Consider the following 11869-nt stretch of genomic DNA (forward strand, 5'->3'; position numbering starts at 1 on the left):
GGTTCAGGCAGCTTGCTGCAGTTGGGCGTAGCGGGCGCGCTCGATGCGCTCGACTTCGGCGGCCGGGACGTAGTAGTCGACATCGCGGTCGTAGCTGCGCCGCACGAAGGTTGCGATCGCGCCAACCAGCCCGGCCACGGCGACCAGCCACATGTGCCAGACCAGCGCGAAGCAGGACACCAGCCCGAACACTGACACGAGGAAGCCGGCCGCGGTGGGGCGTGGCATGTGGATGTCCTCGTAGCGGGCCGGCTGGCGCCATGCGCGGCCGGCTTCCTTGTCGTCCCAGTGCTGCTCCAGGGAGGTGATGTGCGGCACCAGGGCGAAGTTGTAGAACGGCGCCGGCGATGCGGTCGACCATTCCAGGCTGCGGCCGTCCCACGGGTCGCCGGTCAGGTCCTGGTTCTGCTTGCGGTCGCGGATGCTGACGGCCAGTTGCACGATCATCGCCAGGATGCCGGCGCCGATGACGAAGGCGCCGATCATCGCCACCACCAGGTAGGGATGCCAGTCGACGTTGGCGTAGTGGTTCATCCGGCGGGTCATGCCCTTGAAGCCCAGCACGTAGAGCGGCATGAAGGCCAGGAAGAAGCCGGTCAGCCAGCACCAGAACGACACCTTGCCCCAGAACTCGTTCAGCTTGAAGCCGAACACCTTCGGGAACCAGAAGCTGATCGCCGCCAGGCAGCCGAACAGCACGCCGCCGATGATCACGTTATGGAAGTGGGCCACCAGGAACAGGCTGTTGTGCAGCACGAAGTCGGCGCCCGGCACCGCCAGCAGCACGCCGGTCATGCCGCCGACCGCGAACGTCACCATGAAGCCGATGGTCCACATGGTCGAGGTATGGAAGCGGATCCGGCCGCGGTACATGGTGAACAGCCAGTTGAACAGCTTCACGCCGGTGGGGATCGAGATGATCGACGTCATGATGCCGAAGAAGGCGTTGACGTTGGCGCCCGAGCCCATGGTGAAGAAGTGGTGCAGCCAGACGAAGAACGACAGCACGCCGATCGACGAGGTGGCATAGACCATCGACTTGTAGCCGAACAGGGGCTTGCGCGAGAACGTGGCGATGATTTCCGAGAACGCGCCGAACGCGGGCAGGATCAGCACATAGACCTCGGGGTGCCCCCAGATCCAGATCAGGTTCACGTACATCATGGCGTTGCCGCCCAGCTCGTTGGTGAAGAAGTGCATGCCGAGGTAGCGGTCGGCGGTGAGCAGGGCCAGCGTGGCGGTCAGCACCGGAAAGATGGCGACGATCAGGATGTTGGTGATCAGCGCGGTCCAGGTGAACACCGGCATCTTCATCAGGGTCAGGCCCGGAGCGCGCATGCGCAGGATGGTGACGATGAAGTTGATGCCGGTCAGCGTGGTGCCGAGCCCGGATATCTGCAATGACCAGATGTAGTAGTCCACGCCGACGGTCGGGCTGTAGCCCAGCTCGGACAACGGCGGATAGGCGACCCAGCCGGTCGCGGCGAAGTCGCCGACGAACATCGACAGCATCACCAGCACCGCGCCCATGGCCGACAGCCAGAAGCTCAGCGAGTTGACGAACGGGAAGGCCACGTCGCGCGCGCCGATCTGCAGCGGCACGATCACGTTCATCAGCCCCACCACCAGCGGCGTGGCCACGTAGAAGATCATGATCACGCCGTGGGCGGTAAAGATCTGGTCGTAGTGGTGCGGCGGCAGGTAGCCGGCGGCATCGCCGTAGGCGACTGCCTGCTGCGTGCGCATCAGGATCGCGTCGGCGAAGCCGCGCAGCAGCATGACAAGGGCCAGGATGATGTACATCACGCCGACCTTCTTGTGGTCGACCGAGCAGATCCATTCGGTCCACAGGTATTTCCACTTGCCGTACCTGGTGATCGCGCCGAGCAGCGCGGCGCCCAGCACCAGCACCACGGCCAGCGTCCCCATGATGATCGGCTCGTGGTAGGGGATGGCCTCGAGATTGAGTTTTCCTAGCATGTCATTGCTCCATGCGGCCGGGGAGCGCCGACGGGACGCGTTGGAAGGCCTGCAGTGATTCGGGGGTGTTCGCGCGGCAGATCGCGCCGTTGGCCAGCATGTACTTGTCAACCACCTGGTCGAACAGCTTCGGCGTCACCGATGCGTAGAGCGCGACGGGGTCCCTGGTGCTGGGCTGCTCCAGTGTGCTGTAGGTGTTCGCGTCAAGCGTCCGGGCCGAGGCCCGCGCCTTGCTGATCCACGCGTCGAAGTCCTCGCGCGAGGTCGCCAGGGTCTTGAAATGCATGTCCGAGAAGCCCGCGCCACTGTACGCCGCGGACTGGCCGAGATAGACGCCCGGTGTGTCCGCGATCAGGTGCAGGCGGGTCTGCATGCCGGCCATGGTGTAGACCATGCTGCCAAGCTGCGGAATGAAGAACGCATTCATCATCGATTCCGCGGTCAGCCGGAAGTTGACCGGCGTGCCGACCGGGATGGCAAGCTGGTTCACCGAGGCGACGCCGTATTCGGGATAGATGAACAGCCATTTCCAGTTCAGCGCGATGACGTCGACCTGCAGCGGCCTGACCTCGGACTCCAGCGGCCGATAGGGGTCGAGCTTGTGCGTCGAATCCCAGATCAGCACGGCCAGGCAGGCCACGATCACGCACGGGATGCCCCACACCACGATCTCGATTTTGGTCGAGTGCGACCACTTGGGCGCGTAGGTCGCGCGCGTGTTGCTCTCGCGGTAGCGCCAGGCAAACCACAGCGTCAGGAAGATCACCGGGATGACGACCATCAGCATGACGAACAACGCGATCAGGATCAGCGATTTTTCCTGTGCGCCGATGCTGCCCTTGGGATTGAGCAGTTCGAGGTTGCAGCCGCTGAGCAGGGCGCTCAGCCCGGCGGCCAGCAGCAACGCGCCGATGCGGGGCGGCAGGGCGGGCGATGGGCTGAGGCTGGGGGAAGGGTGGGGCAACGGGCCTTGTCGATCTTTGTTTGCCAGCCCGGCGGTAGGTTTGAGCATGTCGGACACCTTGGTTACGGATTACCGAAGGCATCCGGCCACGCGCTCCGATTCAAGTGCTGCGTCAGCCCGCGGCTGCGGGCTTGTATGGATTCCCTCGACAATGTCTGGCATGCTAGTCGAAGACAAGACCCATACATCGAGGAAAGTTTTGGGGACAGAATCCATACAAGATAGCGAAAGCGCTGCCCGGATCACCGGCCAGTGGGATCTGCGGATCACTGCGTCCGGTGGGGTCCGGTACCTGCAGATCGTCGACTTCATCGAGCGGGCAATCGGCGAGGGCCGCCTCGTGGCCGGCGACCGCGTGCCGCCGCAGCGCAGCCTGGCGCAATCTCTCGGCGTGGACCTGACGACAGTGACGCGCGCCTATAACGAGGCGCGGCGAAGACAGCTGATCGAAGCGAGGGGCGCGCTCGGCACCTTCATTGCCGCGCCGCGTGCGGAACTCGCGCGCGTGGTCGACATGAGCATGAACGTGCCGCCGCCGCCGGCGGGCGTGGATTTCCCGGACCTGTTGCGGCGCGGCCTGAACCAGGTCCTGCTGCGCAGCGACCCGCACCTGCTGATGACCTACCAGCTTGGCGGCGGCAGTGCGTCGGACCGGGCGGCCGGGGCGCTCTGGCTTGCGCCGATCTTCGGGCAGGTCGACACGGCGCGGCTGGTGGTGTGCCCCGGCGCCCAGGCTGCGCTGGCCGCCGTGATCCTGAGCTGGACCCGGCCCGGCGAGGCAATCGTGACCGAGCCGCTGGCCTATCCGGGCATCCGCGCCGCGGCAGCGCAACTGGGCCGGCGCGTGGTGGTCGCACCGTGCGATGCGGACGGGATGCTGCCCGACGCGCTCGCCGCGGCCCGCGCCGCAGGCGCCACGCTGGCCTACCTCAACCCGACCGCGCAGAATCCGACCACGCACACCATGCCGGCCTCGCGCCGGGCAGAGATCGCCAGCGCCGCGCACCGATGCGATATCGCCTTGCTGGAGGACGACCCGTACTGGCTGCTGACGCCGTCGGCACCGCCGCCGCTCGCCACCTTTGCGCCCGAGCGCACCTGCTACGTCGCGACGCTGTCCAAGGCGCTCACGCCGGGCCTGCGCACCGCGTACGTCCTGTTGCCGGAGGGCAGGAGTGGCGACGACCTGCTGGCTTCGCTGCGCGCCTTCGCGCTGATGGCCGCGCCGATGACCGCGGCGCTGGCCACGCAATGGATCCATGACGGCTCGGCCATGCAGCTGCTCGACGGCATCCGCACCGAAGCGCTGGCGCGGTGCGCGCTGGCAAGCCGATGGCTGAGCGGGATCGGCCAGCTGCCGCCCAGCGCCATCCACGTCTGGCACCGCCTTCCCGCGCAGTGGTCGGCGCAGCAGCTCACCCGGGCCGCGCTGGCGGAAGACCTGCGGGTCACGCCTTCCGACGCGTTCTGGGACGGGCCCAATGCGCCCAATGCCATCCGCATCTCGCTGGGCGGCGTCGACAATCACGCGCAGCTGTCGCTGGCTCTGAGGAAGCTGGCGGCATTGCTCGAGCGCCGGCCAGCGTCTGGGGTCGAGATGGTGGTGTGAACCAGCCTCGCGCAAGCAGCGCCGGTATCAGGCCTCTGAAACGAAGTTGATCACCGCGTCGGAAAACTCCGCCGGCAATTCCCAGTTCGACAGATGCGCCGCATTGAGCGCGAGGTAATCGGCGTTGGCAATGCCTTCAGCCAGCTCGCGCCCCTGTTCCGGCGTGGTGGCGGCATCCTGGACGCCGGCGATCACCAGCACGCGCGCATCGATGCCGGGCAGCAGGCCGTGCAGGTCGGCATCGCGCACCGCGGCGCAATTGGCGACATAGCCGTCGGCATCGGTCGAGGCGAGCATCGACAGCACCGGTGCCATGCGCGCCGGATCGCCGGCGAGCGCCGCCGGGGTGAACCAGCGGGCCAGCACGCCCTCGGCGATGGCCGCCATGCCTTCGGCCCGCACGCGCTCGATGCGCGTGTTCCAGCCGGAAGCCGGGCCGATCAGCGCCGCGGTGTTGGCCAGCACAAAGCGGCCGAAGCGTCCGGGGTGATGACGTGCCAGCCAGATGCCGGTCATGCCGCCCATCGACAGGCCGCAGAAATGTGCGCGTTCGACGCCGGCATGGTCCATCACGGCCAGCACGTCGGCGCCCAGTTCGGCCATGCCGAACGGCGCGTCAGGCACGGCAGAGGCGCCGTGGCCGCGCGTGTCGTAGCGCAGCACGCGGAAGCGCTCCAGCAGCGCCGGCATCTGCGGGTCCCACATCGACAGGCTGGTGCCGAGCGAGTTGGACATGACCAGCGCCGGCGCGCCGGCCGGGCCCTGGAGTTCGTAGTGCAGGCGCAGCCCGTCACGGGTGGCAATGCTCATTAGGGCGGCCTCTCTCAGCGAATCGAAGACGGATGCGGCGCCAGCGGCGTGACGGCGATTTTCATGTACGGGAACAGCGGCAGGGCCGACAGCAGGTTGTGCAGCGCCTCGTTCGACTCGACGTCGAACACGCTGTAGTTGGCATACTCGCCGACCACGCGGTAGAGGTGCAGCCATTTGCCCTGGCGCTGCAGGTCCTGCGCGTAGGCCTTCTCGCGCGCCTTGATTTCGTCGGCCTGCGCGGCGGGCATGTCGTGCGGCAGGTTCACGTCCATTCGTACCAGATACAGCATCGGGTTCTCCTTGTTCCAGTCTGATGGTGATTTCAGGCGCGACGATAGTGCGCCAGCTTGTCTTCGTCGAGCGCGATCCCCAGCCCGGGCCCTTGCGGCAGGTGCAGCGCAAAGTCGCGGTACACCGGCCGCTCCAGCACGATATCGTCCTTCAGCAGCAGCGGGCCGAACAGCTCGGTGCCCCACGCCAGTTGCGGCAACGTGGCGAAGCCGTGGGCCGCGGCGATGGTGCCGACGCTGCCTTCCAGCATAGTGCCGCCATACAGCGCGATGCCGGCCGCGTCGCCGACCGCGGCGGTGCGCAACATGCCGAAGATGCCGCCGGACTTGGCGATCTTCAGCGCGAACACGTCGGCGGCGCCGAGGCGGGCCAGTTCCATCGCGTCCTCGGGACCGCACACGGCTTCGTCGGCCATGATGGGCACGATAAAGCGCGCCGCCAGCCGGGCCAGCGCGGCGCGCTGCTCGCGCGGCGTGGGCTGCTCGATCAGGTCGATGCCGGCGGCTTCCAGCATGGCGATGCCGGTGGCGGCATCCGCTTCGTTCCAGGCCTGGTTGACGTCGACGGTGACCCGGGCACGGTCGCCCAGCGCGCGCTTGATCGCCGACACATGGGCCACGTCCTCGCGCACGCTGCGCCGGCCGATCTTGAGCTTGAAGGTGTCGTGGCGGCGCTCGGCCAGCAGGCGCTCGGCCTCGTCGATGTCGCGCGCGGTATCGCCGCTGGCCAGCGTCCACAGCACCGGCAGCGTTTCACGCACGGCGCCGCCCAGCAGCGTCGCCAGCGGCACGCCCAGGCGCTTGCCCTGCGCGTCGAGCAGCGCGGTCTCCAGTGCCGACTTGGCGAAGCGGTTGCCGCGCGCCACCTTGTTCAGCCGCGCCATGGCGGCGTGCACGTTGGTGGCATCCTGCCCCAGCAACGCCGGCGCCAGGTAAGTGTCGATAGTCAGCTTGATGCCCTCGGGGCTTTCATCGCCGTAGGACAGGCCGCCGATGGTGGTGGCCTCGCCGATGCCTTCCACGCCGTCGGCGCAGCGCAGGCGCACGATCACGAGGGTCTGCCGCTGCATGGTCGCCATGGCGAGCTGGTGCGGGCGGATGGTCGGCAGGTCGACCAGGATGGCCTCGATCGACTCGATGGCCGTGGAACTGGATTGTGTCGCCACTTTCATACCTTCCTGATGCAGTTGAACGTTGCATCGGAGTATGGATGGCTATTTTTCAGCTGTCCAAGACCGTTGTCGTCTGATTTGATACCTCAAAAGTATGGATTGTAGACGGCGCCTTATTCCTTGGACGATTGGGTCGAGTGCTACCACCCGGACGTGAAGTTCTGGATGCCGTGCTGGGACGACGACGGCAAGCTGGTCACCGACCCGCAACGCGGCGTGACGAAGGAGGGCAACAACATGAGAAGCTCCGCACGATTCGCCGGGAAGGCAATGATCGTCACCGGCGCCGCGCCGCGCAGGGCATCGGCCGCGGCGTGGCGCTGGCCGCCGCCGCAGAGGGCGCGTCGGTGGCGCTGGCCGCCGCTCGGCGCTGGTCGATGAAGTCGCCGCCGGGATCGTTGCCGCCGGCGGCAAGGCCATCGCCGTGCATGCCGACCTGGAAACGTTTGCCGGCGCCACGCAGATGGCGCAGGCCGCCGAAGCCGCCTACGGCCGCATCGACGTCCTCGTCAACAACGTCGGCGGCACGATCTGGGCCAAGCCCTACCAGTTCTACGAAGAGGACCAGGTCGAAGCCGAGATCCGGCGCTCGCTGTTTCCGACGCTGTGGTGCTGCCGCGCGGTGCTGCCGGGCATGGTCGAGCGCCGGCAGGGCGTGATCGTCAACGTGTCGTCGATCGCCACCCGCAGCATTCACCGCGTTCCTTATGCGGCGGCCAAGGGCGGCGTCAATGCGCTGACCGCCAGCCTGGCCTTCGAACACGCGCACGAAGGCATCCGCGTCAACGCCATCGCCACCGGCGGGACCGAGGCGCCGCCGCGCAGGATTCCGCGCAACACCGAAGCGCAGAGCGAGCAGGAGGCGGGCGGGTACCAGGCCATCGTCGACCAGACCCGCGAGAGCAGCCTGATGCACCGCTATGGCACGATCGACGAACAGGTGCATGTGATCCTGTTCCTGGCATCGGACGAAGCGTCCTACATCACCGGTACGGTCTTGCCGGTCGGTGGCGGCGACCAGGGCTGAGCGCGAGCGGTTGAGCCAGCCAGTCCGGCGCGGCTGGAGAACACGCGCTCGCCTATAGTGAACGCAGCCATGCAGCAGCCGGTCCTCGGGGGCTGCAGCGGCCACGGGAGGCGAGCCATGCGGATTGCGTCGATCGACACCATCGTGCTGCGCGTGCCATTCACGGTCGGCGGGGTCTCCGCCGCCGGCGTGTGGGGCGGGGCGGGTTTGCAGGCCGCCGATTCGCTGCTGGTCAAGGTGACCACGGACGACGGCATCGTGGGCTGGGGCGAAACCTTCGGCTTTATCGGCATCCCGATGGTCAAGGCGGCGCTCGACGAACTGCTGGCGCCCGCGTGCCTCGGCATGGATGCCACGCAGCCCGAGGCGCTAAGCCTGGACCTGCAGCGCCGGTTCCACGTCTTCGGGCGCAGCGGCGCCATCATGTACGGGCTGTCGGCGCTAGATATCGCGCTGTGGGACATCTGTGGCAAGGCCGCCGGCCTGCCGCTGTACCGGCTGCTGGGCGGAACGCGGCGGGAACAACTGCCGGCGTATGCCAGCCTGATCCGCTACGCCGACCGTGAGACGATCGCGGCCAACACGCAGCGCGCGATCGCCGACGGCTACCGCAGCATCAAGCTGCACGAGGTCGACCTCGCTGTCGTACAGGCCGCGCGCGAGACGGCCGGGCCCGATATCGAAATCACGCTCGATGCGAACTGTCCGTGGTCGCTGGCCGAGGCCATCGACATGGCGCGCGCGCTGGCGCCGCTGTCGCTGCGCTGGCTCGAGGAGCCGCTGTGGCCACCGGAGAACTACGCCGGCCTGGCCGCGTTGCGCCGGCAATGCGGCATTGCCGTGGCGGCGGGCGAGAACGCCTCGACGCTGATGGACTTCCACCAGATGCTCGGCGCCGGCGCGGTCGACGTCATCCAGCCGAGCCCGGCCAAGATGGGCGGCATCAGCCCGCTGCGCAAGGTGTTCGCGCTGGCCGAGGCGCACAACACGCAGGTGATGGTCCACACCTTCTACGACGGCCCCGGGCTGCTGGCCAGCATCCATGCCACGGCGGCGCTGGGCGATGCGCGTGCCATGATCGAATGGCGCTACTTCGACATGGAGGCCCGGGTGCTCGGCGATGCGGTGGTGCCGCGGGACGGGATGATTCGGGTGCCAGACGGGCCGGGTCTGGGCATCGATCCCGATCCGGAGGTGATCCGGCGCTACCGGGTCGGATGAAAGGCATCACCCCGAACAGCGCGTGCACCAGTTCCGTGCCTGTCCTGGGCTGGCGACGTCGGCAATCCAACGCAGGCAAAGTTGCCTGCGGCCCAACGGTCTCCGGGAAGTGCAGGGCCGGTACCAACACTACACCCATTCCGCCACACCGGCGTCCGCGAGTGGCTTGGCTAGCCGCCGGCGTCGATGCCCGCGCCGCACACCCAAAAATGTCATGCGAGGCAGGTACGCTGCACATCCCGCACGGCCTGGCAGCAAACTTGCTTGTTGATTGCATCTGGCCGACAGGGGACATCCATCCGTTGGGAGAAGCCATGCATCAAGCACGCATCACCGCGCACAAAGGGATTCTGGTCGTCGAACTGGTGCCTGACCCGGCAAACGGCGACGGCACCTCGACCGACAAGCTCCGCAACCTGGCCACGGTCATCCATGACACAGGACGGCACCTCGGCGTTTCAGAGGAAGCCCTGGCGCTGCTGAAGATGGTGAAGCGCGGCCTCGACCGCATCGGCGACTTTGCCTGGTTCAGCAGCGACGACGGCAAGGATCACTTCGCCTGGCTGGGCGGCCCGAAGCGGCTGGTGAGTCCGACGTCAGTGGCGGCTGCCCGCGACTACGCGATCCTTGCCCACCGGGTGATTCCGAACCAGGTGCCGGACGGCGCCAGGATGGCGATCGAGACGAACTTCTGAGTGCGGCGCCGCGCGCACCGGTGTCGAGACTGGCGTGAGGGGAAGCCATCACGGCCCAAAGCGCCGTGCTGTGGCTGGAATGCCAGCGGGTCCATTTGGTATACTTCAACGCAACTTCCTGGCCCTTTGCCGGGCCACAAATACCAACGACCCGCCATGACCCAACCGCAGAAGCAAAGCATGGCCGCCGAGATCCGGGCGGCCATCGAGGCCGAGATCGAAAGCGGTGCGTTGCCTCCCGGTACGCCGCTGGACGAGCGCAGCCTGGCAGAGCGCTTCGGCGTATCGCGCACGCCGGTGCGGGAGGCGCTGCAGCAACTCGCCGTGCAGAATCTCGTGCGCATCGCCCCGCGCGTAGGGGTCTTTGTCTCGCGCATGTCGATCACACAGTTGCGGGAAACGCTGGAACTGCTTGGCGAGCTGGAAGCGGTTGCCGCCAAGCTCGCCGCGCGCCGCATGGACGACGAGCAACGCCTCCAGCTCAAGGCCAGCATGCAGCAGTGCGCCGAGGCGTTCTCCCAGGAAGACGGCAAGAAATTCGCCGAGGCCAATGCCGGCTTTCATGACCTGGTCTACGCCGGCAGCCACAACGAATACCTGGTCGAGCAGATCCAGGGCATCCGCCGGCTGATGCAGCGCTACCGGCCGAAGATCTTCCTGACCCAGGGCCAGCGCCAGCGTGCGCTCGCGGACCACCAGCGCCTGGCCGATGCCATCCTGAGCGGCGACGAGGCCGCGGCGCATGCGGCCATGCTGGAACATGCGCCGGTCGGCACCACCGGGTTCTCGGAGTTCCTGTCGACGCTGCCGATGAGCTACCTCGAAACCGACAGCGGACCGGCCGCCGGCATGGCGCCCGCGACCGCCGGCAAGCGAGGCCGGCGCGCCGCGACGGAAGACGAGGGCGAAGCCAGGCCGCGCGCCCGGCGCATGCCGGGCCGCGTCAGCACGGCCTGACTGACGCGCCTCGCCGCCGCTCAGAAGCGGTGCCGTATGCCGGCGGCGACGCCGAACTGGCTGTCCTCGCTGGGCGCGATCCGGTAGGCCGCCGTGGCCCCGTTGAAGTTCTCGAAGTTGAGCGCCGCGTTCTTGGTGAAGGCTGCGCTGAGGTAGACGTCGGTGCGCTTGGACAAGCTGTAGTCGGCGATCATCGTGACCTGCCACGGGTTGGCCGGATCGCCCGCGGCGCCATAGACCGACCTGAGGTTGTCGTAGTAGACCGCGCCGGTCAGCTGCAGCGCCGGAGTGGCCTGGAAATTGAGGGCGAACCACCAGAGGTCGTCGCGCCCGATGGCGCCGGGCGTCGCGACATCGTTCTTGCCGTAGCGGTACGCGGCCTGGGCCAGCAACTGCGGCGTGACCTGGTAGCGCAGGCCCAGTGCTGCCTTCTGCGTCCGCTGGTAGTCGCCCGCCACCTTCGCGCTGTTCACATTGTCATAGGCCGCCGCAATGCCGAACGATCCGATGCGGTAGTCCACGCCGGCACCGTAGCCCGCGGATCCCGTCATCGAGCCCGGCTGCTCGCCAAAACTCCAGTGCAGTTCCGTGGACAGCGGGCCGAAGTCGCCGTGGTACTTCGCCATATTGTCCTGGCGCAGCCCGGCGCCGGCGATGGTGGTCACCGGTTCGTACAGGGTCGCATACGCGGTGGGCGAGTAGTTGGCCATGGTCAGGAACAGCGACGAGTATTGCCGGCCGAAGGTCAGCTTGTGCCCGCCGGCCGCGAGTCCGACCCAGGCCTGGCGCCCGAACAGCCGGCCGCCCTGCGTGGAAATGCCGGTGTCGACGCTGAAGCCGCTTTCCAGCGCGTAGATCGCCTGCTTGCCGCCGCCCAGGTCTTCCACCCCGCGCAGGCCCCAGCGGCTCGGCGACAGGCCGCCTGAGCTGAGCGCTACCTTTGACTTGCCGTCCGGCTGCCCCGTCGCGAGGTTGTTGTTGCTGTACTCGATGTTGGCATCGACCACGCCGTACAGCGTGACCGAAGCTTGCGCCGTGCCGGCCAGGCCGGCCAGGGCGCACGCGATGCCGATGGTGCTTTTTTTCATTGCTTTTCTCCTCCAGGATGAACGGATTGCGCGGCTGATCCCGCCGCTGCACC

10 protein-coding genes and 2 pseudogenes are annotated in these 11869 nt (G+C 67.5%); 6 read left to right on the forward strand and 6 right to left on the reverse strand.

Annotation, left to right across the window (positions count from 1 at the left end; genetic code table 11):
- Nucleotides 1–3: 3 nt before the first annotated feature.
- Nucleotides 4–1980, reverse strand: coding sequence for a cytochrome o ubiquinol oxidase subunit I (gene cyoB, locus ACAD63_RS08115; protein ID WP_135705440.1), 1977 nt, complete (start codon nt 1978–1980; stop codon nt 4–6).
- A 1-nt stretch (nt 1981) separates the two neighbouring features.
- The gene (cyoA, locus tag ACAD63_RS08120) at nt 1982–2992 is read right to left on the reverse strand and encodes a ubiquinol oxidase subunit II (protein WP_135705439.1); all 1011 of its coding nucleotides are present in this window, start codon (nt 2990–2992) and stop codon (nt 1982–1984) included.
- 151 nt (nt 2993–3143) lie between these two features.
- On the opposite strand from cyoA, the gene ACAD63_RS08125 reads away from it, so the two are divergent.
- Nucleotides 3144–4553 carry a PLP-dependent aminotransferase family protein gene (locus ACAD63_RS08125; RefSeq protein ID WP_240745879.1) on the forward strand — a complete coding sequence of 470 codons (1410 nt, stop codon included), beginning with the start codon at nt 3144–3146 and terminating at the stop codon, nt 4551–4553.
- A 27-nt stretch (nt 4554–4580) separates the two neighbouring features.
- On the opposite strand, the gene pcaD is transcribed toward ACAD63_RS08125, so the two are convergent.
- From pcaD to ACAD63_RS08140, 3 genes are read right to left on the reverse strand one after another with little or no spacing between them, the layout of a single operon-like run.
- Entirely contained in the window at nt 4581–5363 is a 783-nt protein-coding gene (gene pcaD / locus ACAD63_RS08130) for a 3-oxoadipate enol-lactonase (RefSeq protein WP_434033745.1), read from the reverse strand.
- Nucleotides 5364–5377: 14 nt separating this feature from the next.
- Nucleotides 5378–5656, reverse strand: a complete 279-nt coding sequence (gene catC, locus ACAD63_RS08135; RefSeq protein ID WP_029048466.1) for a muconolactone Delta-isomerase — start codon at nt 5654–5656, stop codon at nt 5378–5380.
- Between the two features lie 32 nt (nt 5657–5688).
- A complete protein-coding gene (locus tag ACAD63_RS08140) occupies nt 5689–6828 on the reverse strand; it encodes a muconate/chloromuconate family cycloisomerase (protein ID WP_133096404.1) in 1140 nt (379 codons plus the stop codon).
- Nucleotides 6829–6951: 123 nt separating this feature from the next.
- On the opposite strand from ACAD63_RS08140, the pseudogene ACAD63_RS08145 reads away from it, so the two are divergent.
- The 5 genes and pseudogenes from ACAD63_RS08145 to ACAD63_RS08165 form a co-directional block, all read left to right on the forward strand.
- Nucleotides 6952–7050 (forward strand): annotated as a pseudogene (locus ACAD63_RS08145) (benzoate 1,2-dioxygenase small subunit); the annotation flags it as partial.
- 15 nt (nt 7051–7065) lie between these two features.
- Nucleotides 7066–7855: pseudogene (locus ACAD63_RS08150) on the forward strand (1,6-dihydroxycyclohexa-2,4-diene-1-carboxylate dehydrogenase).
- 117 nt (nt 7856–7972) lie between these two features.
- A complete protein-coding gene (locus ACAD63_RS08155) occupies nt 7973–9076 on the forward strand; it encodes a mandelate racemase/muconate lactonizing enzyme family protein (protein ID WP_434033746.1) in 1104 nt (367 codons plus the stop codon).
- A 314-nt stretch (nt 9077–9390) separates the two neighbouring features.
- Nucleotides 9391–9771: a hypothetical protein gene (locus ACAD63_RS08160; RefSeq protein WP_135705434.1), complete on the forward strand. Its 381-nt coding sequence runs from the start codon at nt 9391–9393 to the stop codon at nt 9769–9771.
- 156 nt (nt 9772–9927) lie between these two features.
- Nucleotides 9928–10728, forward strand: a complete 801-nt coding sequence (locus ACAD63_RS08165; RefSeq protein WP_135705433.1) for a GntR family transcriptional regulator — start codon at nt 9928–9930, stop codon at nt 10726–10728.
- Between the two features lie 20 nt (nt 10729–10748).
- Here the strand turns inward: ACAD63_RS08165 and ACAD63_RS08170 are convergent, their stop codons facing one another.
- Nucleotides 10749–11816, reverse strand: a complete 1068-nt coding sequence (locus ACAD63_RS08170) for a porin (RefSeq protein ID WP_135705432.1) — start codon at nt 11814–11816, stop codon at nt 10749–10751.
- Nucleotides 11817–11869 lie beyond the last annotated feature (53 nt).

The sequence above is a fragment of the Cupriavidus sp. a3 genome, from assembly GCF_051015765.1.
Taxonomy (GTDB): domain Bacteria; phylum Pseudomonadota; class Gammaproteobacteria; order Burkholderiales; family Burkholderiaceae; genus Cupriavidus; species Cupriavidus oxalaticus_A.

What these genes read in the sequence shown, in the direction of transcription:
- cyoB (WP_135705440.1), bottom strand. Translation starts at nt 1,980, where the DNA reads ATGCTAGGAAAACTCAATCTCGAGGCCATCCCCTACCACGAGCCGATC.
- cyoA (WP_135705439.1), bottom strand. Translation starts at nt 2,992, where the DNA reads ATGCTCAAACCTACCGCCGGGCTGGCAAACAAAGATCGACAAGGCCCG.
- pcaD (WP_434033745.1), bottom strand. Translation starts at nt 5,363, where the DNA reads ATGAGCATTGCCACCCGTGACGGGCTGCGCCTGCACTACGAACTCCAG.
- catC (WP_029048466.1), bottom strand. Translation starts at nt 5,656, where the DNA reads ATGCTGTATCTGGTACGAATGGACGTGAACCTGCCGCACGACATGCCC.
- ACAD63_RS08140 (WP_133096404.1), bottom strand. Translation starts at nt 6,828, where the DNA reads ATGAAAGTGGCGACACAATCCAGTTCCACGGCCATCGAGTCGATCGAG.
- ACAD63_RS08155 (WP_434033746.1), top strand. Translation starts at nt 7,973, where the DNA reads ATGCGGATTGCGTCGATCGACACCATCGTGCTGCGCGTGCCATTCACG.
- ACAD63_RS08160 (WP_135705434.1), top strand. Translation starts at nt 9,391, where the DNA reads ATGCATCAAGCACGCATCACCGCGCACAAAGGGATTCTGGTCGTCGAA.
- ACAD63_RS08165 (WP_135705433.1), top strand. Translation starts at nt 9,928, where the DNA reads ATGACCCAACCGCAGAAGCAAAGCATGGCCGCCGAGATCCGGGCGGCC.
- ACAD63_RS08170 (WP_135705432.1), bottom strand. Translation starts at nt 11,816, where the DNA reads ATGAAAAAAAGCACCATCGGCATCGCGTGCGCCCTGGCCGGCCTGGCC.